Annotated in this window: 21 protein-coding genes and 1 pseudogene; 11 read left to right on the top strand and 11 right to left on the bottom strand. The window is 64.3% G+C overall.

What is annotated here, in order from left to right; genetic code table 11:
* Positions 1–11: 11 nt before the first annotated feature.
* Positions 12–644 (top strand): pyridoxamine 5'-phosphate oxidase family protein, encoded by a 633-nt coding sequence (locus AC0L17_RS07830; protein ID WP_091593088.1) that lies wholly within the window; start codon positions 12–14, stop codon positions 642–644.
* 24 nt (positions 645–668) lie between these two features.
* On the opposite strand, the gene AC0L17_RS07825 is transcribed toward AC0L17_RS07830, so the two are convergent.
* From AC0L17_RS07825 to ftsE, 3 genes are all read right to left on the bottom strand, one after another.
* Positions 669–1,388, bottom strand: coding sequence for a YdcF family protein (locus tag AC0L17_RS07825; protein WP_473515393.1), 720 nt, complete (start codon positions 1,386–1,388; stop codon positions 669–671).
* An 81-nt stretch (positions 1,389–1,469) separates the two neighbouring features.
* Positions 1,470–2,456: a cell division protein FtsX gene (locus AC0L17_RS07820; protein WP_473515392.1), complete on the bottom strand. Its 987-nt coding sequence runs from the start codon at positions 2,454–2,456 to the stop codon at positions 1,470–1,472.
* Positions 2,449–3,108 carry a cell division ATP-binding protein FtsE gene (gene ftsE / locus AC0L17_RS07815; protein ID WP_023797212.1) on the bottom strand — a complete coding sequence of 220 codons (660 nt, stop codon included), beginning with the start codon at positions 3,106–3,108 and terminating at the stop codon, positions 2,449–2,451. Before ftsE ends, AC0L17_RS07820 begins: the two co-directional genes overlap by 8 nt.
* A gap of 194 nt (positions 3,109–3,302) precedes the next feature.
* Here ftsE and AC0L17_RS07810 point away from each other — a divergent pair, with 194 nt between their 5' ends.
* The 3 genes from AC0L17_RS07810 (at position 3,303) to AC0L17_RS07800 (ending at position 4,953) form a co-directional block, all read left to right on the top strand.
* A complete protein-coding gene (locus AC0L17_RS07810; protein ID WP_473515391.1) occupies positions 3,303–3,950 on the top strand; it encodes a hypothetical protein in 648 nt (215 codons plus the stop codon).
* Between the two features lie 27 nt (positions 3,951–3,977).
* Positions 3,978–4,520: a hypoxanthine phosphoribosyltransferase gene (gene hpt, locus AC0L17_RS07805; protein ID WP_473515390.1), complete on the top strand. Its 543-nt coding sequence runs from the start codon at positions 3,978–3,980 to the stop codon at positions 4,518–4,520.
* 61 nt (positions 4,521–4,581) lie between these two features.
* On the top strand, positions 4,582–4,953 hold the full coding sequence (locus AC0L17_RS07800) for a response regulator (protein WP_473515389.1): 372 nt from the start codon (positions 4,582–4,584) through the stop codon (positions 4,951–4,953).
* A gap of 12 nt (positions 4,954–4,965) precedes the next feature.
* On the opposite strand, the gene AC0L17_RS07795 is transcribed toward AC0L17_RS07800, so the two are convergent.
* Positions 4,966–5,916, bottom strand: a complete 951-nt coding sequence (locus tag AC0L17_RS07795; protein ID WP_287290927.1) for a DMT family transporter — start codon at positions 5,914–5,916, stop codon at positions 4,966–4,968.
* 312 nt (positions 5,917–6,228) lie between these two features.
* On the opposite strand from AC0L17_RS07795, the gene AC0L17_RS07790 reads away from it, so the two are divergent.
* A complete protein-coding gene (locus tag AC0L17_RS07790; RefSeq protein WP_473515388.1) occupies positions 6,229–7,086 on the top strand; it encodes a LysR family transcriptional regulator in 858 nt (285 codons plus the stop codon).
* A gap of 12 nt (positions 7,087–7,098) precedes the next feature.
* On the opposite strand, the gene AC0L17_RS07785 is transcribed toward AC0L17_RS07790, so the two are convergent.
* Both AC0L17_RS07785 and AC0L17_RS07780 read right to left on the bottom strand, forming a co-directional pair.
* A complete protein-coding gene (locus tag AC0L17_RS07785; RefSeq protein ID WP_473515387.1) occupies positions 7,099–9,753 on the bottom strand; it encodes a TIGR02302 family protein in 2,655 nt (884 codons plus the stop codon).
* A gap of 173 nt (positions 9,754–9,926) precedes the next feature.
* Complete coding sequence (locus AC0L17_RS07780) at positions 9,927–10,868, bottom strand: threonine/serine dehydratase (RefSeq protein WP_473515386.1); 942 nt, start codon at positions 10,866–10,868, stop codon at positions 9,927–9,929.
* Between the two features lie 50 nt (positions 10,869–10,918).
* Here AC0L17_RS07780 and AC0L17_RS07775 point away from each other — a divergent pair, with 50 nt between their 5' ends.
* Positions 10,919–11,221 carry an ArsR/SmtB family transcription factor gene (locus AC0L17_RS07775; protein ID WP_473515385.1) on the top strand — a complete coding sequence of 101 codons (303 nt, stop codon included), beginning with the start codon at positions 10,919–10,921 and terminating at the stop codon, positions 11,219–11,221.
* Between the two features lie 69 nt (positions 11,222–11,290).
* Here AC0L17_RS07775 and lysA read toward each other — a convergent pair whose 3' ends face one another.
* The 3 genes from lysA to argH form a co-directional block, all read right to left on the bottom strand.
* Entirely contained in the window at positions 11,291–12,559 is a 1,269-nt protein-coding gene (gene lysA / locus AC0L17_RS07770; RefSeq protein ID WP_473515384.1) for a diaminopimelate decarboxylase, read from the bottom strand.
* 52 nt (positions 12,560–12,611) lie between these two features.
* Positions 12,612–12,818 (bottom strand): hypothetical protein, encoded by a 207-nt coding sequence (locus AC0L17_RS07765; RefSeq protein WP_473515383.1) that lies wholly within the window; start codon positions 12,816–12,818, stop codon positions 12,612–12,614.
* Between the two features lie 67 nt (positions 12,819–12,885).
* On the bottom strand, positions 12,886–14,286 hold the full coding sequence (argH, locus tag AC0L17_RS07760) for an argininosuccinate lyase (RefSeq protein WP_473515382.1): 1,401 nt from the start codon (positions 14,284–14,286) through the stop codon (positions 12,886–12,888).
* 34 nt (positions 14,287–14,320) lie between these two features.
* On the opposite strand from argH, the gene tlpA reads away from it, so the two are divergent.
* The 5 genes and pseudogenes from tlpA to ugpC all read left to right on the top strand — a co-directional run bounded on the left by tlpA (position 14,321) and on the right by ugpC (position 19,471).
* Positions 14,321–15,007, top strand: a complete 687-nt coding sequence (gene tlpA, locus AC0L17_RS07755) for a thiol:disulfide interchange protein TlpA (RefSeq protein ID WP_128246101.1) — start codon at positions 14,321–14,323, stop codon at positions 15,005–15,007.
* A gap of 257 nt (positions 15,008–15,264) precedes the next feature.
* Positions 15,265–16,575, top strand: a complete 1,311-nt coding sequence (gene ugpB / locus AC0L17_RS07750) for a sn-glycerol-3-phosphate ABC transporter substrate-binding protein UgpB (RefSeq protein ID WP_027153376.1) — start codon at positions 15,265–15,267, stop codon at positions 16,573–16,575.
* Between the two features lie 84 nt (positions 16,576–16,659).
* Positions 16,660–17,544, top strand: a complete 885-nt coding sequence (ugpA, locus tag AC0L17_RS07745; RefSeq protein ID WP_473515517.1) for a sn-glycerol-3-phosphate ABC transporter permease UgpA — start codon at positions 16,660–16,662, stop codon at positions 17,542–17,544.
* An 8-nt stretch (positions 17,545–17,552) separates the two neighbouring features.
* Positions 17,553–18,401: a sn-glycerol-3-phosphate ABC transporter permease UgpE gene (gene ugpE, locus AC0L17_RS07740; protein ID WP_023797226.1), complete on the top strand. Its 849-nt coding sequence runs from the start codon at positions 17,553–17,555 to the stop codon at positions 18,399–18,401.
* A 7-nt stretch (positions 18,402–18,408) separates the two neighbouring features.
* Positions 18,409–19,471 (top strand): annotated as a pseudogene (gene ugpC / locus AC0L17_RS07735) (sn-glycerol-3-phosphate ABC transporter ATP-binding protein UgpC).
* A 48-nt stretch (positions 19,472–19,519) separates the two neighbouring features.
* On the opposite strand, the gene AC0L17_RS07730 reads toward ugpC, so the two are convergent.
* A complete protein-coding gene (locus tag AC0L17_RS07730; RefSeq protein WP_473515381.1) occupies positions 19,520–20,602 on the bottom strand; it encodes an ABC transporter ATP-binding protein in 1,083 nt (360 codons plus the stop codon).
* Positions 20,599–22,185, bottom strand: a complete 1,587-nt coding sequence (locus AC0L17_RS07725; RefSeq protein WP_473515380.1) for an ABC transporter permease — start codon at positions 22,183–22,185, stop codon at positions 20,599–20,601. The genes AC0L17_RS07730 and AC0L17_RS07725 overlap by 4 nt, the downstream gene beginning before the upstream one ends.
* Positions 22,186–22,215: the final 30 nt, after the last annotated feature.

The raw sequence follows: 22,215 nt of genomic DNA, 5'->3' as shown, positions 1-22,215 counted from the left end.
GGAGGCTTTCCATGAATGCTCACCTCTTCACCAGCGATGTCGCCTTTACGCCAACCGTCAAGGCGATCCAGGCCCGCAAAGGCTCACGCGAGGCCTATGCCCGCGTCGAGGAGCGCGGCAGCTGGCAAGCTGATATCACGCCCGATCTCGCCGCCTTCATCGAGGCGCAGACCAGCGTCTTCCTGTCGACGGCCAATGGTGAGGGCCAGCCCTACATCCAGCATCGCGGCGGGCCGGCCGGCTTCCTCAAGGTGCTCGACGAGCGGACGATCGGCTTCGCCGATTTTTCCGGCAACAAGCAATTCATCACCCAAGGCAATCTGGACGACAACCCGCGGGCTTTCCTGTTCCTGATCGACTATGCGCATCGGCAGCGCATCAAGATCTGGGGCAGCGCACGGGTCGTCGAACAGGACGCCGAACTGATGGCGAAGCTGATGCCGGAAGGCTACAAGGCGCGCCCGGAGCAGATCATCCTGTTCACGGTTTCGGCCTGGGATTCCAATTGTCCGCAGCACATTCCACAGCGTTTCGAAGCGGCCGATGTGGCGGCGGCGCTGGCCGAGCGGGACAAGCGTATCGAACGTCTCGAACACGAGATCGCGCGGCTGCGCAGCGTCTCAAGCGCCACGCTCAAGGAATGATAGCGCTGCCGGTTCCAGATCGGCTCAGTTCGGCGCAACAGCCTCGGCCAGCGCGATGCCGGTTGGCGTTGGCTTGACCGGCACGATGCCGCGCGCCAGCGCCAGTAGATATTTGTTGTATTCGGTGAACAGCACGCGCAAGGCTCTCGGCTTGGTCAGCCAGCCGCCATTGCCAAGATTGCTGTTGACCACCGGATAGGGCTCGAGCCTGGCCTTGTGCAGCAGCCGGCCCATTTCCAGCAGGCTGCGCGGCATGTGATAGTTGTTGGTGACGAGGATCACGGTGCCATAGGCGTGGTCTTCCACCCACTTGGCGCTTTCCTCGGCATTGCCGATCGTGTCGAGCGCGGCACGGTCGATGTCGACGCAGCAGGAAAACAATTCCTTGTCGCCGCGGGTCGCGACCTGAAGCTGGCGGCGGCTGGCGGAAGGATGCACGCCACTGATCAGCAGCCGCTCGCCCTTGCCGGACGCCAGCAGGCCCATGGCCGCGTCGAGACGCGAATGGCCGCCGGTCAGCACGATGATGGCATCGGCCCTTGCCGGATTGGCGGGCGTCGCGAGACGGCTGACGGTGCTGGCGAACCAGCCAAAGCCGCCGGCAAACAACGTTGCCAGCACGAGCAGAAAGAAAGCGGAGATGCGCAGCGCGCTCGCCAATCGACCGGGCTTGACGCGCTCGCTTGAACGCGTGATCACCAAGGGCAACTGTCCAGCCATTCCGGTCGAGTCGCGCGCGTCCATCGTCCTTATCGTTAACTCCGAAATACGGCGTTTAGTAGGTCGGAAAGCACAAATTTCGTTACGCTAATTCTCTATTCGTGATCACCCTGCGTCCGGCTGGCGGACATCGATGTCGCTGAGATAGGTGACGACGGTGACATGGGAGGTTGCCGCCGTCAGCGCACCGATGACCAGCACCATGAGAACAACGCCGAGATAGCCCGCCGAACCAATGGCGAAATTGCCGAACAGGGCGGTCGCCTGATCGGCCTGCGGCGTCGCCATGTTTCGCGACGACCACCACGAGAAGACGATGAAGACGAACACCGCCGCCGCACCCCCGGCGGCGGCGCCCTTCATGCCGGTGACGAGAAAGTGGTGGCGGAATTCGCGCGCGATAAAGCGCGCTTCGGCGCCGACGAAATGCAGCACCTCGATGATGTGGCCGTTGCCGGCCATGGCGCCGCGCGTCGCGAACACCACGGTCAGCACGGTTGCCGCCAGCATCAGCGCCAACACGGCGATGCCGATGGTCACCGTGGTGCGGGCCATGGCGACCAGCCGGTCGACCCAGGTGCGATGGTCGTCAAGCGAGGCACTGGGCAGTTTCGGCATGATCGCGGCGCGCATTGCGGCGAAATCGGGAGGGTTGGTCTCGTCTATGGTGACGATGATCAGACGCGGCACCGGCAGCTCGTCGATGTTGAGACCCGAACCGAGCCAGGGTTCCAAAAGCCGCGCCGTGGCATCGCGGTCGACGATCCTGGCGCTCTTCACGCCAGGAAATTCGCCGGCGATCTGCGAGGCCTGGGCAAGGGCTGCCTCGATGTCGAGGCCGTCCATCGGCTTGATCTGGATCGTCGCCTCGCGTGAGATCTGGTTCTCCCAGACCGAGGCGGTGTCGCGCACCAGCGTCACCGCGCCGAAAGTCAGGCAGGAGAGGAACGTCATGATGGCAATGACCAGGACCAGCGCCCGGCCGGCGATGTTCTGCGCCGGCACGATCGGCGCCATCTTGCGCTGAACGCGCTGCGTCCCGGCCCTCTCAGTGTGTTGGCCTTCGACATGGTGAGCGGACAGGTCAGTCATAGATATCCAGCCTTCCGCCGGACAGGATCATGCGGCGTGCGTCGACCTGTTCCATCAGGCCGAGGTCGTGCGTTGCGATCACCACGGCGGTGCCCAGCCGGTTGAGTTCGATGAACAGCCGCAACAGCCGTCGCGCCAGCGGCGGGTCGACATTCCCGGTCGGCTCATCGGCAAGCAGGATTTCGGGCTGCTCGATCAGCGCCCTGGCGATTGCGGCGCGCTGCTTCTCGCCACCCGATAGCACCGGTGGCAGCACATGCATGCGCTCGCCAAGGCCGACCCATTTCAAGAGCTCGGTCACATCGGTGCGGTAGCTGGCTTCCTCGCGCCCGCGCACGCGCAGCGGCAAGGCCACATTCTCATAGGTCGTCATGTGGTCGAGCAGGCGAAAGTCCTGGAACACCACGCCGATGCGCCGCCGCAGATGCGGCAGCTCGGCGCGCGAGATGCGCGAGCGGTCTTTGCCGAAGATGGTGATCAGCCCACGCGTCGGCTTGAGCGACATGAACAAAAGCCGCAGCAGCGTCGTCTTGCCGGCGCCCGAAGGGCCGCTCAGGAACTGGAAGGAGCGCTCCGGTATGTGCAAGGAAATGTCGCGGAGGATTTCCGGACCCATGCCATAGCGGAGGCCGACATTTTCGAAGCGGATCACGTTCGACGACCTGAAACTTGCGGCGGCGACGAGGCAGCCTTCTCTGAGAAAAGACCATCGGCCGGCATGGTTAACCGGCGGTTAATTTTGGGTTTTTTTGGGCGCGTCACAAGGGGTTTCCGGGGGAAACGTTAACCATTTCCGTTTACGCATAAGAAACGAAGAGCGAACAAGTGCGAAGTGCTGGGGCCGCGATGGCTGACGATCGAACCGCGCGCCCGGTTTCCGGCGAAATCATGACCGATACGGCCGCAAATCCTGCGCCGGAACGCATCATGCGTGATCCGCCTGGTGACATCGTCGACGCCGATTACGAGGTGCTGCCGCGTTTAACCGCCAGCACGGGCGTTTCACCGCCGCTTTTGCGCGTGATCACGACGCCATCGATCAAAGGCATGGACATGCTGCGCAAGCCGGTAGCGGCGATGGAACGGCTGCGGGCGTCGCGCGGCGGGCCGATCTTCTGGATCGCCGGCCTCAGTGCCGCGTTTGCAGCCTTCTGGATCTCGGGCGGGCACGCACTGGTGCGCCAGACGCCGCTTCTTCTGGCGGCGCGACAAGCGGGCGCTGCCCTGACCATTTCAGGCGTTACGTCGCGTATTGATGCGTCCGGGCCGCAACCTGTCCTGTTCGTCGGTGGCGAGGCCGCAAATGACGGCGCCAGCCCGTCGCCATTGCCACCGCTGGAAGTCCGGGTCACCGGCAATGACAGGCGCACAACCCGTTATAGGCTGGCGACATTTAACCGTTCGCTGGCGCCCGGCGAAAGATTTGGCTTTTCCAGCCGGCTCGACGTGCCTAGAAACGGGGTCAAGACCGTCTCGGTCAGTTTCGCCAATTAGCGGCAATCATTTCTGGAAGGGCAGCCAATGCCAATCGTGCGCGGCAAGGATATCGAGGTCCTGTTTTCGGCGTCGGCGATCGCCCGCCGCAATCTGGAGCTCGCCAAGGAGATCGCCGGGCACGATTATCACGACCTTCTGGTGATTTCGGTGCTGAAGGGATCGTTCATCTTCGCCGCCGACCTCATCCGCGCCATGCACGATGTCGGCCTGTCGCCCGAGGTCGAGTTCATCTTCATCTCCAGCTACGGCGCCGGCACCACCAGCGGCGAGGTGAGGGTGCTGCGCGACATCGACAATGAGGTCGCCGGCCGAGACGTGCTGTTGATCGACGACATCCTCGAATCCGGCAAGACGCTGTCGTTTACCCGCGACCTGATGCTGTCGCGCGGCGCCCAAAGCTGCGCCATCGCCGTGCTGCTCGACAAGCGCATGCGCCGCCAGACCACGCTCAACGCCGACTATGTCGGCTTCGACTGCCCCGACTATTTCGTCGTCGGCTACGGCATGGATGTGGCCCACGCCTTTCGCGAACTGCCGTTTGTCGGCGTCGTCAAGGGCGACGCCTAGATTTATCTTCGATGCGGTTGCGGTTCAGGAAAAGTCAACTTTTCCACGCCAACATTCGGCTATGGCAAAGCTCCTGATCGTTGAGGACGATGAGTCCGTCCGCACCCTCGCCGCTCGCGCGCTCGAACGCGCCGGGCATATGATCGACATCGCCGCCGACGGCGCGCAGGGGCTTTCCCTGATCCGCGCTGCACGTGGCGGCTACGACCTTGTCGTCTCGGATATCCGGATGCCGGAGATGGACGGCATCCAAATGGCCAAGGCGGCTGCATCGCTTTTCCCGGCGATGAAGATCTTGCTGATGACCGGCTATGCCGACCAGCGCGAGCGCGCCGAGGAATTGAACGGCGTCATTGTGGACGTCGTGCAGAAGCCGTTCACGCTGGCCGAAATCCGCGCGCGCGTCGAACAGGCGCTCGCCTGTTTCGCTTAAGATTCCGCGCAGTCAGGCCGGATCGCAGGTCGCTGCGATTGCCGGTGCGCTGCTCCGGCGCCGGCTGGCGTTGAGCGCGAACAGACCGGCGCCGATGATGAGGGCGGCGCCGATGACGGTGGTCGATCGCGGCACTTCGGCAAAGAACAGGAAGCCCCACAGCGGCGACCAGATGATGCCGGTGTATTCGAAGGTGGCGACGCCGTTGGCCGGCGCCAGCCGGTAGGCCTGCGACAACAAGATCATCCCGGCCGAAGCCACGACGCCGCAGGCGGCCATCGTCAGGAAGTCGATTGACGTCGGCCAGATCCATGGCCTGACCAGGAATTCGAGGCTCGGATGCGTGGCATGAGCTATTCCTGCCAGCCAGAACAGCCCGGCGACCGCTGCAGCGCCCAGGAGATAGACGCCGTTTTGATAGAACGCCATGACCGTGGATGATTCGGTGTCGCCGAGCTTGCGGGCCATCAACTGCGAAAAACCGTACAGCACCGCCGAGGCCAGCGACAGCAGCGCCGCCCAGTCGAACAGCCCGGCGCCGGGTCGCAGCATCACCAGCACGCCGAGCATGCCGACCATGACGGTGACCAGCGTCTGCCCCGCTACCCGTTCGCCGAGATAGGGGCCGGCAAGCGCCATGATGAACAGCGGTGCCATGAAATAGAGCGCCACCGCGTCGGCAAGCGGCAGGGCGGCGATCGCCAGGTAGTAGAGCGTGTAGGAGGTGAACAGGATCAAGGCGCGCATCGTCAACATGCGAAACCGTTTCGAAAAGATCGCCCTGAGCCCGACATCGGCATGAACCAGCACGAGAAGAATGGGCAGGGCGACGATCGAGCGGATCGCCATCACCTCGGTCACCGGATAGGTGCCCGATACGGCCTTGATCAGCGGATCCTGGAGCGAGAACACCAGGACGCCGAGGCAAAGGCTTGCCATGCCGAGGACGATCCGGTTCTGCATGGCGTTCGACGGCTCCTTGCGTGCGCGGCCCGAGAGCCGGGCCCGCGTAACTTTGTTTTATGCATATCGCCCAAAACCGCTTCGCACCCTCGGGTCAGGCCCAGGGTCGGGCCCGAGGACATGCTTTTGGGCGACCTGCATCAAAAAGAACCCGCCACCTTTTCGGGCAGCGGGTACGAGTGAGGACTTTTTTGGTCCGCAGCCGATTTCGCAGCCGCATATCCAATGGGTGAAGCGACTATTATCCGCCGTTTGACATGTTGCAAACGAATTGGAATGATGCCAGCGATCAGATTTTCTTATGGCGGACAAATGAAGCCCACGCTCGACAGCGATCTGCTGCGCACCTTCGTCGCGGTCGCCGACGCCGGCAATTTCACCAAGGCTGCGGTGCAGGCCGGCCGTACCCAGTCGGCGGTTTCGATGCAGATGAAGAAGCTCGAAGATATGGTCGGCGACAGCCTGTTCGAGCGCGGCTCGCGGGGTGTGGCGCTGACGCGCCGCGGCGGCGAACTCATCGTCAACGCCCGCCGCATCGTGTCGCTGCTGGACGAGACGGCGGCATCGATGGTCGCGACGCCGCTTGGCGGACCGGTGCGCATCGGCATTCCGGAGGAATATGGCCACGCGATCCTGTCGCGCGCTCTCGGCGCCTTTGCCAAGCGCCATCCTCAGGTCGACATCACCGTCCGCTACGCGCATTCCGGTGCGCAGATCGCGGCGCTCGCCTCCGGCGAGCTCGATCTGGCGGTGGTGTTCGAATGGCAGGACCTCTCCGGCGGTGAGGTGCTGATGCATGATCCGACCGTGTGGGTGACGTCGGAGCTGCACCATATGCATGAGGAGCGGCCGGTGCCGATCGCGCTCTACAATCGCGCCGGCTGGTGCAAGGATTTTGCGATCAAGTCGCTGGAACAGCGTGGTCTCGCCTATCGTGTCGCCTATACCAGCGATACCAATGGCGGCCTGCGGCTTGCCGTCACCTCCGGGCTGGCGATTGCGCCGATCTCGCGCAGCAACATCCCGGCCGGCTGCCGCGAGCTTACCGCCGCCGACGGATTCGGCGACATCGATTCCTCGAACGTGGTGCTGCGGCGCAATCCGAACGCTTCCGGCGAGGCCATCGTCAGCATGGAAGAGGCGATCCGCGAGGCGTTCACCAACCGTTAGAGCAGGCCGGCTTTACTTCAACTCCAGCAGCCGCTCCAGATAGCTGCGCTCGATATCGGGGCTGAGCGCGTTGCCGAGCCGCTTGCGGATCGCGTCGAGGATCTGGCGGGCGCGTTGCACGTCGATCTCGTCCGGCACCTTCACCGAATCGCCGAAATCTGGACCCTCGGTGGCGCGTGGCCGGCCGAGCGGATCGCGGTCGGCGTTCTGCTGGCGGCCGCCGCGCTGGCCTTCGCCCTCGTCGCCCTGCATGGCCTGCAATTGCTTCATCATGTCCTTGGCGCCCTTGCGCAACGCTTCCAGCGCGCGGCCCTGGTGACCGACCGCCTGATCGCCATCGCTGTCGCCAAGCGCCTGTTCGGCATCGCCCATGGATTTGCCGGCCTCGCCAAATCCCTCATTGGGCTCGAGCCCCATACCTTCGAGACCCTTTCTCAACTGGTCGAGCTCGCTTTGCAGTTTGCCCTGGCCTTCCTGCAACTGCTTCAGCGCGTCGGCGAATTCCTCCGGCGTCATCGGCTTCGGCCGGCCGAGCGGATCGCGGTCTTCGCCTGGGCCGGGCTGCTCGCCCTGTTCGCCCATTTGGCCCTGCTCGCCGTTCTCGCCGAGTTGCTCGTCTCGGTTCTGCCCACGCTGTTGCTGGCCGCGCTGCATCTGGTCCATGCGGAAGGTTTCGTTCATCATCTCCTGCTGGCGCCGCATGATCTCGCCGAGCTTGTCCATCTGCTGGCGCATTTCGCTGTTCTGCTGGCCGCCCTGCTGCTGACGTCCGGCCTGCAGGTTGTTCATCATGTCCTGCAGTTGCGAAAGCAATTCCTGCGCGCTGTCGCGATCGCCGGACTTCGCCAGATTCTCGATCTGGTCCATCATCCGTTCGATATCACTCTGGCGCAGCTCCTGGCCGTTCTGCTGCATCTGCGGCGCGTTCGGATTCTGCTGCGCACGCTGGGCGAATTCCTGCAGGAATTGGTTCATCGCCTCGCGCAGTTCCTTCATCGCCTTGTCGATTTCCTCGTCGCTGGCGCCGTTCTTGATCGCGTCCTGCAACGCCTGCTGCGCCTGGCGCAGCCGCCGCTCGGCGTCCGAAAGATTGCCTTCCTCGATGCCGAGCGCGATCTCCCAGAGATAGGCGACTTCGTCGCGCAATTTGTCGTCGTTGTCGGCCATCTTCAGCCGGGTGCGGGCGCTCATGATGGCGAGGTAGTGCGCCATATTGTCGAACGTGTCTTCGGGCCTGAGCGTGATCGCATCCATCAGGTCGAGCACGCGGCTCTTGGCGTTGGCGTCGAGCGCCAGCGCGCGGCGCTGCTCGATCACGGCCCTGGCCAGCGGATTGGAGAATGGCCGCTCCGGCATCACCAGGGTCCTGGTTTCGCTGGTTGCCGTATGGCCGGCATCGTCGGTGGCGACAAGCCTGAGCTTGATGTCGCCGCCGGCCCAGACATGCTCGGTCAGGTCCTTCGTGGTCTTGGCGGCATTCCCCTTGACGCCGCGGCGCGGCAGCGTCAGCGGCATTTCGGGCGGGCCATAGAGCGGATGCGCATTCGGCGCCGGTGGGTCGGCCAATACGAAATCCGCCTTGGCGGAGGCCGCGCCATAGTCGTCGTCGATCTGGTAGTTGAGTTCGAAGGAGCCGTTGACGGCGCGTTTCGGCTCGCCGACGAAGCGGATTTGTGGCGGCTTGTCCGGGATCACCGCGAAGGCCCAGCTGCCGAGTTCGTCGCCGCCCGAGTTCAGCGTCAGCGTGCCGTTGGCGGTCAGCTTGCCGGTGAACTGGCGCACCGTTGAGGCCGCCGGCTTGGCCGCAGCCGGCTTGCCCGCAGCCGACTGGGCCGCGTCGGCCTGCTGCCCGGCCGGCTCGATGGTGCGGGCGTTGCCGTCGGCGTCGGCATAGCTCAGCGTTTCCTCGCCCGAGCCGCCGGTGACGCGCAGCGAAACATCGCTGCCTTCCGGAACGGTGAAGGTGGATGGCGCCTGATTGGCATTGCTGGCGAGGGCCGGGTTGGCGAGGGCTGGGGAAGTGAGGAAGACCGGTGCCCTGCCGGTGTAGGCCGGCGGCGTCACCCAGGCGTCGATGCGCGGCGGCACGGCGTCGCGCGCCGCGTGGGCACTGAACCCGTCCGCGATGCGGCCGCCCGACGGTCCGAACGAGAAGGCGAAAGCGGTGACCAACACAAGCGCCGCCACGGCGCGCAGCCCCCACGGGTCGCGCTCCGGCACCCGGGTGCGTGGCAGGTCGCCACCGAGGTTGCCGAGTTTTTCGGCCATGCGTTTCTGGTGCTCGCGCCACAGCGCTTGCGAAAAAATGCTCTCCCTGCCGCTCGGCCGGTCGGTCTGCACCAGCACCGGGCTGTGCAGCAATAAGTTGGCGGCCTCGATGCGCCGATCGATCTCGGCACTGGACGGCACCCGGAAGAAACGCAGGGGATAGAGCGCGACAAGGGCTGCGATGGCGAACACAGCCACAAGACCGATGCGCGCCATGTCGGGCAGCAAAAGGAAGAGGCCGAGCCACGAGACGCTGAGGAACAGGCTGGCGACGATGACGAGCGGCAGCAGCAACGGCCAGCCACGCTCGACCGTCATCGAGACCCGCGTCGCCAGCCGGCTCAGGGCAAGGCGTCCGGCCAGGCTGCGATCGCTGGTTAAGGTGGGTCGTTGCGTCATCGGCCCTTCCTGTTCGGGCGGGATAACCCGAACCTCACAAATCTATCGCACCGGCCCGAAAATCGGATGCGAAGGACTCAAAGTCTTAGATGCACGTCGCTCCAAACATACCAAGAAACACGGCGAAGGCGAGGCAGTTCCCTAAAACGTGAACAGGACTGCCCCCGCTATCGTCAGAATTTAGCCGGATTGGCGTTTGCGCCGCAGACCAGCACGGCGACACGCTCGCCCGCAGCCGGCGCGTAGCGGCCGGACAGGAGCGCCGCGAAGGCCGCGGCGCCGCCCGGCTCGGAGATGATTCGCACCCGGTCCCAAAGCGCCGCCTGCGCGGCGATGATCTCGTCGTCGCTGACCAGTATGGAACGCTCGACGAAGGCCTCGGCGATCGGAAACATCATTTCGCCGACGCGCTTCGGCGCCAGCGAATCGGCGGCGATGCCCTCAGTCGGCGCATCGACGGGCCGGCCGGCCTCGAAGGCGCGATGAAGCGTCGGCGCGCCCTCCGGCTCGACGGCGATGATCCTGATGCGGCCGGCAAACCAGGCGGCGATGCCGCCGATCAGGCCGCCGCCGCCGACGGCGACCAGCAGCGTGTCGAGTTCAGGCAGGTCGGTCTCGATCTCAAGGCCGAGCGTGCCTTGCCCGATCAGCGTTTCCTCCTGGTTGAACGCATGGATCTGCAGCGCGCCGGACCTTTCGGCAAAGTCTTCGCTGGCGGCCAGCGCTTCGGCATAGCGTGCGCCACCGACGACCAGCTCGGCGCCATAGCCGCGGATGCGTTCCAGCTTGGCCGGCGGGCTGACTTCGGGAACGAAGATGGTTGCCTTGTGGCCAAGCCGCATGGCGGCGTAGGCGACCGCGGCACCATGATTGCCGCCCGATGCCGCGACGACGCCAGCCTCGGGAACCGGCCGCTCGAGAAGATTGGTGAACGCGCCGCGCGCCTTGAACGAGCCGGAATGCTGCAGGCATTCGAGCTTCAGGTCGACGCTAAGTGGCGGGCGGCCGAAATCGGACATGTCGACGCGCAGCACCGGCGTGTGGCGCACGAAGGGCCGGATGCGCGGCTCCATTGCGGCGATGCGTTCGCGGGTGATGCTATTGCCGTTCAGCATGGTCTGCTCCCAAGGGTTGACATCACTTAGTAACTTAGCAAAATGGCTAAATGCAAGAGATTGACGTCTTCAAGGCGATCGCCAACGAGCGCAGGCTGCAAATCCTCAATTGGCTGAAGGATCCGCGAGCGCATTTTCCGCCGCAGACGGATGGCGATCTGGTCGAGGACGGCGTCTGCGCGCTGCTGATCGCCGAAAAGCTGGGGATTACCCAGGCGACGCTCAGCGAGCATATGCGGGTGCTGACCCAGGCGGGCCTTCTGCGCAGCAAACGTATCAAGCAGTGGACGTTCTATCGCCGCGACGAGGGCAGGATCGCCGAAACCAGGGCGCTCCTCCAGCACCGGCTGTAGCGCTGCAGACGATCCATTTCTTGTTTGACCATGATCTTTTCCGAAACCGACTTTTTCGGGATCATGGGTCTATTCCAGCCAATCGGGCAGCGAATCCAGGCCGATCAGCTCGTCATAGGTCTGGCGCCGGCGCACGATATGGAAACGGTCGCCGTCGACCAGCACTTCAGGCACCAACAGGCGGGTGTTGTAGGTGCCGGCCTGCACCGCGCCATAGGCGCCGGCGGTGGCGACGGCGATCAGGTCGCCGGCCTTCAGCCGCGGCAGGTCGCGGTCGAGGCCGAGATAATCGCCGGTCTCGCAGACCGGGCCGACCACGTCGACCGTCATGCGCGGCGCCGCGGCCGGCTGCTGCACCACCGGCTTGATGTCATGGAAGGCGTCATAGAGCGTCGGCCGGATCAGATCGTTCATCGCGGCGTCGACGACCAGGAAATTCTTGGCGTCGCCCTCCTTCACGAAGATCACTTGCGAGACCAGGATGCCGGCATTGCCTGATATCAGCCGGCCCGGCTCGAACATCACCTTCAGCCCGAGCTTGGCGACGTGCTTCTTGACGATCTGAGCATAAGCGTCCGGCAGGGGAGGCGGGCTGTTGTCGACGCGGTAGGGAATGCCGAGGCCGCCGCCGAGGTCGATATGCTCGATGGCGTGCCCGTCGGCGCGCAGCACGCCGACCAGCTCCACCAGCAGCGCAAAGGCGTCGTCGAAGGGCTGCAACTCGGTGATCTGGCTGCCGATATGAGTGTCGATGCCGGTGACCTTGATGCAAGGCAGCTCAGCTGCGCGGGCATAGACCTTTCGCGCCTTCTGCCAGGGAATGCCGAACTTGTTCTCGGCCCTGCCGGTGGAGATCTTCTTGTGGGTCTTGGCGTCGACATCCGGATTGATGCGCAGCGAGATCGGCGCCACCTTGCCCAGCGCCGCGGCGCGGGCTGACAGCAATTCCAGTTCCGGCTCGGATTCGACGTTGAAGCACAAAATGCCGGCCGAGAGTGCAAGATCCATTTCGCGCGCGGTCTTGCCGACGCCGGAAAACAGGATCTTGTTGGCCGGAATGCCGGCGGCCAGCGCGCGGCGCAATTCGCCTTCCGAGACCACGTCGGCGCCGGCGCCGAGTTTTGCCAGGATTTTTAGCACAGCCTGGTTGGAATTCGCCTTCATGGCGTAGCAGACCAGCGCGTCGAGCCCGGCAAAGGCCTGCGCAAACACGCGGAAATGCCTGGTCAGCGTCGCCGTCGAATAGCAATAAAACGGCGTGCCGATGCTTGCGGCGATTTCTGATATCGCCACGTCCTCGGCATGCAGCACGCCGTCGCGGTAGTCGAAATGATTCACGAGAGTGGTTCCGGAAGTTGGAGCACGACGAGATCGGCCGATCTCATCGGCTCTAGATCAACGGGTCGAGAATGAACTTCTTGTCCTCGACGGGTTTTTCCGGCTCCGGCGGCACGGGCTGCTCGGCCTTTTGTGCGTCCTTGCGCGCCTGCACGGCCGCCTCATAGGGCGTATCGAGCCCGGCTTTCCTGCCGCAGGCCGTTACGGTTGCCAGCGCCGCCAGCAGCGTCAGCGTCGCCAAAATCCTGCTTGCGGTCATCGATCCATCCGTCCGAAACTTTTGCCCGCCGCTTTTAGCGGAGTTTTTCCGGCATTGCACCCCGGCATCACGCCCTCGCAATGCGCTTTTTCCAGTATCGGATCTGCTTCCTCACTTCCGACGGCGCGGTGCCGCCGAAGCTGGTGCGGCTCTTCACCGAGTTCTGCACGGCAAGCACCGAAAACACGTCCGTCGTGATGCCGGGGTGAATGGACTGCAAGTCTTCCAGCGGCAGCCTGTCGAGCCCGATTTTCCTCTCTTCGGCCAGCGCCACGGCGCGGCCGGTGACGTGGTGCGCCTCGCGGAACGGCAGACCGAGGCTACGCACCAGCCAGTCGGCGAGATCGGTCGCGGTCGCATAGCCTGACCCGGCGGCCTTCTTCATGGCGGCGGCATTCACCGTCATGTCGCGCACCATGCCGGTCATCGCCGCCAGCATCAGGTCGAGCGTCTCGGCGGCGTCGAACACGGATTCCTTGTCTTCCTGCATGTCCTTGCCGTAGGTCAGCGGCATGCCCTTCATGACAGTCAGCAGGCCAACCAGATGGCCGGTGACGCGGCCGGTCTTGCCGCGCACCAGCTCGGCGGCGTCGGGGTTCTTTTTCTGCGGCATGATCGAGGAGCCGGTGGAGAATGAGTCCGACAGCCTGACGAAGCCGAATTGCGGCGTCGACCAGATGATGATTTCTTCGGCCAGTCGCGACAGATGCGTCGCGCAGATCGCCGCCAGCCCCAAAAACTCGAGCGCGAAATCGCGGTCCGAAACGCTGTCGAGGGAATTGCGCATCGGCTCACGGAAGCCGAGCGCCCTGGCCGTCTGGTGCCGGTCGATCGGAAAGCTGGTGCCGGCAAGCGCGGCCGCACCGAGCGGGCTTTCGTCCATCCGTTCGATAGCGTCGCGAACACGCGACAGGTCGCGCGAAAACATCTCGACATAGGCCATGCAGTGATGGCCGAAGGTTACCGGTTGCGCCGCCTGCATGTGGGTGAAGCCCGGCATCACCGTTGCCGCATGCTCCTCGGCCCGCTCCAGGAACGCCGTGATCAGGCCCTTCAGCGCCTCGGCGACGCGAAAGCACTCGTCCTTGACCCATAGCCTGAGATCGACCGCCACCTGGTCGTTGCGCGAACGGGCGGTATGCAGGCGGCCGGCAGCCGGGCCGATCAGCTCGGCAAGGCGGGCCTCGACATTCATGTGGATGTCTTCCAGCCTGGTCGAGAACTCGAACGTGCCGGCTTCGATCTCTGCCAGGATCGTGTTCAGCCCGTGAGCGATTTTTTCTTGGTCGGCCGCCGAAATAATGCCGGTTTGCGCCAGCATCTCGCTATGGGCGATCGAGCCTCGGATGTCCTGCGCGTAGAGTTTGCGGTCGAACGAGATCGACGCGTTGATCGCTTCCATGATCGCGGCCGGACCCGAGGCAAAACGTCCGCCCCACATCTGGTTGCTGGCCTTCTTGTCGCTCATCGCTATAACCCGTGCTCCGGAGCAGTTTTAAAAAATGGCAGACGGCAATCGATTTTTCCCGGCCCCGCGCCTCATCCTCGCCGCTTTGGTGGCAGGCGTGCTTGCCGGCGCGGTCGCGGTATATGTCAGCGAAAGCGGTTCTGGCAACAACGCCCCCGCTCAAGTCGCGGTTGGCGACAGCAAGGACGATGTCGCCTGCGCCGCCAAGGCCGACCGCGCCAAGACGGTCGCGGCGGCTGCCACCGGCCAGGTTGCAGCACTTTTGCCGGCCGATCCGCCGCAATCGCTGAAGGGCCTTGCCTTCAACAGCCCCGACGGCAAGCCGATGACGCTCGCCGACCATGCCGGCAAGACGGTGCTGCTCAATCTGTGGGCGACATGGTGCGCGCCCTGCCGCGCCGAAATGCCGGCGCTCGACGCGCTGCAGAACGAAATGGGCAGCGATGCCTTCGAGGTCGTCGCGGTCAATGTCGATGCCGGCGACGACAGCAAGCCGAAGAAGTTCCTCGAGGAGACCGGCGTCAAGGCGCTCGGCTACTACCGCGATTCGACGATGGCGCTGTTCAACGATCTCAAGACACGCGGCCTGGCGCTCGGCCTGCCGGTCACCATGCTGATCGACGGTGAAGGCTGCCTGATTGCCCACATGAACGGCCCGGCAGAATGGTCGAGCCCGGACGCCAAGCGGCTGGTCGAGACGGCGCTCGGCAAGTCGGACTAATGCATGTCGCGCAAAAGCATGCCCTCGGGCTTGAACCGAGGGTGCGACGCGCTTTTAGGCGCCGACGATTATTGCCGGTTTGTTCGTAAGCCGGCTTGGCAATTCCTTTCCACCGGCTCCTATTCGGAAGCGTGCGCTACTTTAAGTGGAAATCAAGTTCATCGGTCCGCAACAAAACCGTTGTCCAATTGTCACGGGCGGCACATATTGGCTTTGCGAGAGTGCCCCTTTCGCCAATGACAAACGGGAGATGAAACATGAAGTTCTTCGGCTTCGCGGCCGGTGTCGCCGCCACCTTGACCCTGCTTTCCACCACCTCCGCCTTCGCCGTCACGCAGATCAGCTGGTGGCACGCCATGACCGGCGCCAACGCCGAGGTCGTCGGCAAGATCTCCAAGGATTTCAACGCCAGCCAGAGCGACTATGAACTGGTTCCGGTGTTCAAGGGCACCTATCCGGAGACGCTGAACGCCGGCATCGCCGCTTTCCGCGCTGGCCAGGCGCCCGACATCCTCCAGGTGTTCGACGTCGGCACCGGCGTGATGATGGCGGCCGAGGGTGCGATCAAGCCGGTGGCCGAGGTGATGACCGGTGCCGGGATGACCTTCGACAAGAGCCAGTACCTGCCCGGTATCGTCGGCTATTATTCGAAGCCGGACGGCACCATGCTGTCCTTTCCCTACAACTCCTCCTCGCCGATCCTCTACTACAACAAGGATATCTTCCAGAAGGCCGGCCTCGACGTGAACAATCCGCCCAAGACCTGGAATGAGGTGTGGGAAGCCGCCAAGAAGATCAAGACGAGCGGCGCCGCCCCTTGTGGCTATACGTCGACCTGGCTGACCTGGATCCATCTGGAGAATTTCGCGGCGTGGAATGATGTGTCGTGGGCGACCCAGCAGAACGGTCTGGCCGGCGGTGATGTCGAACTCAAGATCAACGCGCCGATTTTCGTCAACCACTTCCAGGCGCTCGCAGACCTCGCCAAGGACGGCACCTTCAAATATGGCGGGCGTACCTCCGAAGCCAAGCAGATCTTCCTTGCCGGCGAATGCGGCATCTTCACCGAATCGTCGGGCGGCCTCGGCGACATCGTCAAGTCCGGCATGAACTACGGCATCGGCCAGCTTCCCTACGACAGCGACGCCAAGGGCGCACCGCAGAACACCACGCCGGGCGGCGCCAGCCTGTGGGTGTTCGGCGCCAAGTCGGACGAGCAATACAAGGGCGTCGCGGCTTTTTTCGCCTATTTGTCCAAGACCGATGTGCAGGAATATCTGCACCAGAAGTCGGGATACCTGCCGGTGACGCTCGCTGCCTACGAGGCGACCAAGAAATCGGGCTTCTATGACAAGAACCCCGGCCGTGAGACACCCATCCTGCAAATGACGGGCAAGGCGCCGACCGACAACTCGAAGGGCGTGCGCCTGCCGAACCTGCCGCAGGTGCGCGATATCCAGAACGAGGAGTTCGAGAAGATGCTGGCCGGCCAGCAAACCGCTCAGCAGGCGCTTGACAACGCGGTCACGCGCGGCAACGCCGCAATCAAGGAAGCGCTGGAGAACTGACGAGATATTCTCGGTTGGTGTCTGTTTGAATATCGCCCACGCGAGCTCGCGTGGGCGTCTCCCGAGATAGCGAAGGAAATCAGCCTGTCTCCCCGCGTCGTCTTTCCCAACAAGATCCTGCCCTACCTGCTGGTGGCGCCACAACTCGCCATAACACTGGTTTTCTTCTACTGGCCGGCCGGTCAGGCGCTTTACCAGTCGATGCTCAGACAGGATCCGTTCGGGCTGAGGACCAGGTTCGTCTGGTTTGCCAATTTCCGCAAGGTGCTGGCCGATCCGGCCTACCTCAATTCGATCAAGGTCACCGTGGTGTTCTCGCTTGCGACCGCGATCGTCGCGATGTGCGTGGCCCTTTTGCTTGCGGTCATGGCCGAGAAGGCGGTGCGCGGCAAAGGCCTCTACCGCACGCTGTTGATATGGCCTTATGCCGTGGCGCCGGCGATTGCCGGCATGCTGTGGCTGTTTCTGTTCCATCCTTCGATCGGCTCGTTGGCGTATTTGCTGAGAAGCCTCGGCATCGCATGGGATCCGCTGCTCAACGGCACCCATGCCATGATCCTGCTGGTGTCGGCGGCTGCCTGGAAGCAGATCAGCTACAATTTCCTGTTCTTCGTCGCCGGTCTGCAGGCAGTGCCGAAAACGCTGATCGAGGCGGCGGCCATGGACGGCGCCGGCGAGACCAAGCGCTTCTGGACCATCGTCTTCCCGCTGCTCGCGCCGACCACCTTTTTCCTGCTGGTCGTCAACACCGTCTATGCCCTGTTCGACACGTTCGGCATCGTTCATGCCGTCACCGGCGGCGGGCCGGGCAAGGCGACCGAGACGCTGGTCTACAAGGTCTACAATGACGGCTTCGTCAATCTGATCCTGGGCGACTCGGCGGCGCAGTCGGTCATCCTGATGGCGATCGTCATTGCGCTCACCGCTATCCAGTTCCGCTACGTGGAACGCAAAGTCCACTACGGCTGAGGGCGGCGATGATCGGCCAGTCCCCGCTCCGCACCTTCATCGCCCACGCCGTGCTTATCCTCGGCATATTGATCGTGGCTTTCCCGATCTACTACACGTTCGTCGCCTCGACACACACGCTGCAAACGATCCTCAGGCCGCCGCTGCCGCTTTTGCCCGGCGGCCAGCTCTGGAACAACTACAGCGAGGCGCTGTTCGGCGGCATTGGCCGCATCGGCGGTGTCAGCGTCGGCCAACTGCTCCTCAACACCACGATCATGGCGCTCGGCGTTGCGGTGGGAAAGATCTGCATCTCGATCCTGTCGGCCTATGCGATCGTGTTCTTCCGCTTTCCCCTGCGCATGACCTTCTTCTGGCTGATCTTCATCACCTTGATGCTTCCGGTGGAAGTGCGCATTCTTCCGACCTACAAGGTAATGGTCGATCTCGGCATGATCGACACCTATGCCGGCCTGATTATCCCGCTGATCGCCTCGGCCACCGCGACGCTGCTGTTCCGCCAGTTCTTCATGACCATACCGGGCGAATTGGTCGAGGCGGCGCGCGTCGACGGCGCCGGGCCATGGCGCTTCTTCTTCGATATCCTGTTGCCATTGTCGCGCACCAATATCGCGGCGCTGTTCGTGATCCTCTTCATCTACGGCTGGACGCAGTATCTTTGGCCGCTGCTGGTCACCAACAGCAACGACATGAACACCATCGTCATCGCGTTGAGAAAGATGGTTTCCTTTGCCGATGCCGATACCGAATGGCACCTGGTCATGGTCACCGCGATGCTGGCCATCGTGCCGCCGATCCTGGTGGTGGTGCTGATGCAACGCTGGTTCGTGCGCGGCCTGGTCGAATCCGAAAAGTGAGAAGCTGATGGCGACCGTCGATCTGAAGGACGTGAAGAAGGTCTATCCGAGCGGCGTCGAAGCCGTGAAGGGGGTCTCCATCGCCATTCCCGACAAGGAGCTTTGCGTGCTGGTCGGTCCATCCGGCTGCGGCAAGTCGACGCTGCTGAGGATGATCGCCGGGTTGGAGACCATTTCCGCCGGCACGGTCGCCATCGACGGCAAGGTGGTCAACGCCATCGGCCCGACCGAGCGCGACATCGCCATGGTGTTCCAGAACTACGCGCTTTACCCGCATATGAAAGTCTATGACAACATGGCCTATGGCCTGCGCAATCGCGGCACGCCGAAGGACGAGATCGACAGCAGGGTGCGTTCGACCGCCAAGGTGCTGGAGCTTTCGGCGCTGCTCGACCGCCGGCCGCGCGAGCTTTCCGGCGGCCAGCGCCAGCGTGTCGCCATGGGCCGCGCCATCGTGCGCAATCCGAAAGTCTTCCTGTTCGACGAGCCGCTCAGCAATCTCGATGCCAAATTGCGCGGGCAGATGCGGGTCGAGATCAAGAACTTGCAGCGCAAGCGTCACCTCGGTCTATGTCACCCACGACCAGCTCGAGGCGATGACGCTGGCCGACATCCTTGTTGTCATGAACGCCGGGTTGGTCGAGCAAACGGGCGCGCCGCTCGACATCTACGAAAAGCCGGCGTCGATCTTCGTCGCTTCCTTCATCGGCGCGCCGCCGATGAATCTTCTGGCGCTGACCGGAAGTTCCTCAGGCCCGATGCTGGCTGACGGAACCGCGATCGGCTTTGCGGCTCCCGGAACACAAGCCGTGACGCTGGGGTTTCGCCCTGAAGATGCCGACGTCACCTTCAATGCGGAGGCGCTGCCCGGTGCGCTCGTCCTGCCGGCGACAGTCGAAGCGGTCGAGCCGGTCGGGGCCGAAAGCTTTCTTCACTGCGCCGCAGCCGGCAGCCGTATCATCGTGCGCGTCTCAGGGCGCGCCACCGCAAAGCCCGGCGACCAGTTGCGTGTCGTGGCCATTGCCGAAAAGCTGCACTGGTTCGATCAGGCTGGCAAGCGGGTCGATTGAAGCCGGCCTGTCGGCCTGATCGGCGAACTGCGCGAGACGCAAGACCGTTCAGGCGAACACATGCGCCTTGCCCGACACCGTCAGCCGGACGATCTCGCCAACCGTCGGTGTGTCCATGCCCGGCTTGCGCAGGACCAGTGGCGTGTTGCCGATCGCGGCTGCGTCCGGCGGATCGGGACTGTTCAAGAGCCGCACCGCGATAGTGCACATCGAGCCGGCGAATTCGGATTCCGTCACCTCGCCGAACAGCATGTCCGGCGTGCCCGACATGCCTTCGCGCGATGTCCGTTTCAACAGCACCTGTTCCGGCCGCAGCATGATGCGGACGAGATCGCGCCGCTCGGTGCTGTCGACGGCGATGCGGCCGAGCGGCGAGCTGGCGAAGCCGTCTGCGATCCTGGCCGGCAGGATGATGGCGTCGCCGAGGAATTCGGCGACCATCCGGTCCTTCGGCTTGAGATAAAGCTCGCGCGGCGTGCCGACCTGCGAGAATTTGCCGTCGCGCATCACCGCGACCTGGCTGGCAAAGGACAGCGCCTCGGCCTGGTCGTGCGTGACCAGGATCGTGGTGATGCCGGCGGTCTCCAGAAGCTCGGCCACCGCCTTGCGCATCGAGGCGCGCAGGCCGGTGTCGAGCGCCGAGAACGGCTCGTCGAGCAGCATCAGCCGCGGCTTCATGGCCATGGCGCGGGCCAGCGCCACACGCTGCTGCTGGCCGCCTGAGAGCTCGTGCGGCCGCCGTTTCAGGATCGCCTTGTCGAGCCCGACGATATAGGCGAGCTCGGCGATACGCTCGCTGCGCTTGTCCTGGTGATGCCGCATGCCGAAACCGATATTGGCGGCGATGCTCAGATGCGGGAACAGGGCGCCGTCCTGCGCCACCACGCCGATGCCGCGCCGATATGCCGGCACGGCGGCGCTGCCATTGGCCAGCACCTCGCCGTCGAGCACGATGCGACCCTGGTCCGGCGCTTCGAAGCCGGCGATCAACCTCAGCAAGGTCGTCTTGCCGCAGCCGGACGGCCCGACGATCGCCGTGCGGCTGCCGCTGGCCACGCTGAGGTCGACGCCGGCCAGTGCGGCCACCGGGCCGTAGTGCTTGTGCACATCGGCGAGTTCGAGGAAGCTCATCGTCCGGCCATCCGCTTCGACTGGACGTAGAGCAGCCAGGTCAGCGGCAGCGACATCGCCACCATGATCAGCGCGTAGGGTGCGGCGGACGCATAGTCGATCTCGCCGCTGTGGGCCCAGAACGCCATCGCCAGCGTGCGGGTGCCGTTGGGCGCCAGCATCTGGGTGGCGGTCAATTCGTTCATGATGCCGAGCGCCACCAGCGCCATGCCCGCCGCGGCACCCGGCGCCGACAGGCGGATCGTCGTCGACCACAGCGCCCTGAGCGGTGGCCGGCCGAGACTGGCGGCGGCGCGTTCGAGCTCGACCGGCGCCTGGGCGATCGACGCCCGCAGGCTGATCAGGGCGCGCGGCAGGAACATCAGCGCATAGGCAACGAGGATCGTGAACAGGGTCTGATAGAGCGGCAGCGCGATGCGCACCGTGATGGTGACCAGCGCCAGCGCCACGACGACGCCGGGCAGCGATCCGACGATGTAGTTGCAGCCCTCCAGAAGGCGCTGCAGCGGCCCCGGTGCCCGGATCGAAATCCACGCCATCGGCATGGCGGCGATAGTGGCGAGCAGGGCGCCGGCGAGCGCCAGGAACAGGGTCTGGCCGAGCGCCAGGCCGATCTCATCGAGGCGCCAGACATCGGCGCCGCCGGCCACAAGCCAGCGGCCGATGGTGACGAACGGCACGCCGAGCGCCAGCAGCGCGGTGACAACGGGCAGAGCCAAGCACGGGATGGTGGCGCGGCCGAGCCTTGTGCGTTGCTGCTGCCGAGCGGCGCCCGAGCCGACGCGGGCATAGCGCTCCTCGCCGCGCACCAGCACTTCGATCCCGAGCAGCACGAAACAGCATGTCACCAGCACCGCAGCCAGCATGTTGGCGGCGGGGCCGTTGAAGGTCGACTGGAACTGGTCGACGATCGCCGTGGTGAAGGTATCGAAGCGGATGAACACGTAGAGGCCGTACTCGGCCAGGAGATGCAGGCCGACCAGCAGCGAGCCGCCGCAGATGGCGAGCCTGAGCTGCGGCAGCACGACCCGCCGGAACACGCGCCATGGCCCGAGGCCGACGGCTGCCGCGGCATCTTCGAGAGCAGGATCGAGCCGGCGCAAGGCTGCCGCCACCGGCAGATAGAGGAACGGGAAATAGGCGACGACGGAAACCAGGACGCCGGCCCACAGCCCGTGCAGTCCCGGCACGAGGGTGATCCAGGCGTAGCTGTGGACGAAGGCGGGGATGGCGAGCGGCGCCACCGACAGCCAGGCCCACAGCCGGGCACCGGGAAGGCTGCTGCGTTCGGTCAGCCAGGCCAGCGCCACCGAGAGCACAATGCAGATCGGCACCGCCAGCACCACCAAAAGCAGGGTGTTGACCAGGAGCTCGCCGACACGTGGCCGGAAGACCAATGCCGATACGGTTTCCCAGCCGGTCTGCACGGCAATCCAGATGATGAAGGCGAGCGGCAGCAGCGAGAACAGTGAGACCAGGATGGCGGCGAGCGAAATCCAGGATATCGGCCGCCGGCGCCTCCATTGCCCAGCCGCCACGCCGGTCGGCAAGCCTGAACGTGCAAGGTCGGCCGCAGGCAGCATCAGCTCAGACGCCGAGCTGTTGCCGCCCGG

The organism is Mesorhizobium sp. WSM4829 (assembly GCF_055811475.1).
This window is presented reverse-complemented; position numbering and strand designations above follow the sequence as displayed.

Excerpts from the sequence above, each read along its gene's own strand:
- AC0L17_RS07830 (WP_091593088.1), top strand. The coding sequence starts at position 12 with ATGAATGCTCACCTCTTCACCAGCGATGTCGCCTTTACGCCAACCGTC.
- AC0L17_RS07825 (WP_473515393.1), bottom strand. The coding sequence starts at position 1,388 with ATGGACGCGCGCGACTCGACCGGAATGGCTGGACAGTTGCCCTTGGTG.
- AC0L17_RS07820 (WP_473515392.1), bottom strand. The coding sequence starts at position 2,456 with ATGACTGACCTGTCCGCTCACCATGTCGAAGGCCAACACACTGAGAGG.
- AC0L17_RS07810 (WP_473515391.1), top strand. The coding sequence starts at position 3,303 with ATGGCTGACGATCGAACCGCGCGCCCGGTTTCCGGCGAAATCATGACC.
- hpt (WP_473515390.1), top strand. The coding sequence starts at position 3,978 with ATGCCAATCGTGCGCGGCAAGGATATCGAGGTCCTGTTTTCGGCGTCG.
- AC0L17_RS07800 (WP_473515389.1), top strand. The coding sequence starts at position 4,582 with ATGGCAAAGCTCCTGATCGTTGAGGACGATGAGTCCGTCCGCACCCTC.
- AC0L17_RS07795 (WP_287290927.1), bottom strand. The coding sequence starts at position 5,916 with ATGCAGAACCGGATCGTCCTCGGCATGGCAAGCCTTTGCCTCGGCGTC.
- AC0L17_RS07790 (WP_473515388.1), top strand. The coding sequence starts at position 6,229 with ATGAAGCCCACGCTCGACAGCGATCTGCTGCGCACCTTCGTCGCGGTC.
- AC0L17_RS07785 (WP_473515387.1), bottom strand. The coding sequence starts at position 9,753 with ATGACGCAACGACCCACCTTAACCAGCGATCGCAGCCTGGCCGGACGC.
- AC0L17_RS07780 (WP_473515386.1), bottom strand. The coding sequence starts at position 10,868 with ATGCTGAACGGCAATAGCATCACCCGCGAACGCATCGCCGCAATGGAG.
- AC0L17_RS07775 (WP_473515385.1), top strand. The coding sequence starts at position 10,919 with ATGCAAGAGATTGACGTCTTCAAGGCGATCGCCAACGAGCGCAGGCTG.
- AC0L17_RS07765 (WP_473515383.1), bottom strand. The coding sequence starts at position 12,818 with ATGACCGCAAGCAGGATTTTGGCGACGCTGACGCTGCTGGCGGCGCTG.
- argH (WP_473515382.1), bottom strand. The coding sequence starts at position 14,286 with ATGAGCGACAAGAAGGCCAGCAACCAGATGTGGGGCGGACGTTTTGCC.
- tlpA (WP_128246101.1), top strand. The coding sequence starts at position 14,321 with ATGGCAGACGGCAATCGATTTTTCCCGGCCCCGCGCCTCATCCTCGCC.
- ugpB (WP_027153376.1), top strand. The coding sequence starts at position 15,265 with ATGAAGTTCTTCGGCTTCGCGGCCGGTGTCGCCGCCACCTTGACCCTG.
- ugpE (WP_023797226.1), top strand. The coding sequence starts at position 17,553 with ATGATCGGCCAGTCCCCGCTCCGCACCTTCATCGCCCACGCCGTGCTT.
- AC0L17_RS07730 (WP_473515381.1), bottom strand. The coding sequence starts at position 20,602 with ATGAGCTTCCTCGAACTCGCCGATGTGCACAAGCACTACGGCCCGGTG.
- AC0L17_RS07725 (WP_473515380.1), bottom strand. The coding sequence starts at position 22,185 with ATGCTGCCTGCGGCCGACCTTGCACGTTCAGGCTTGCCGACCGGCGTG.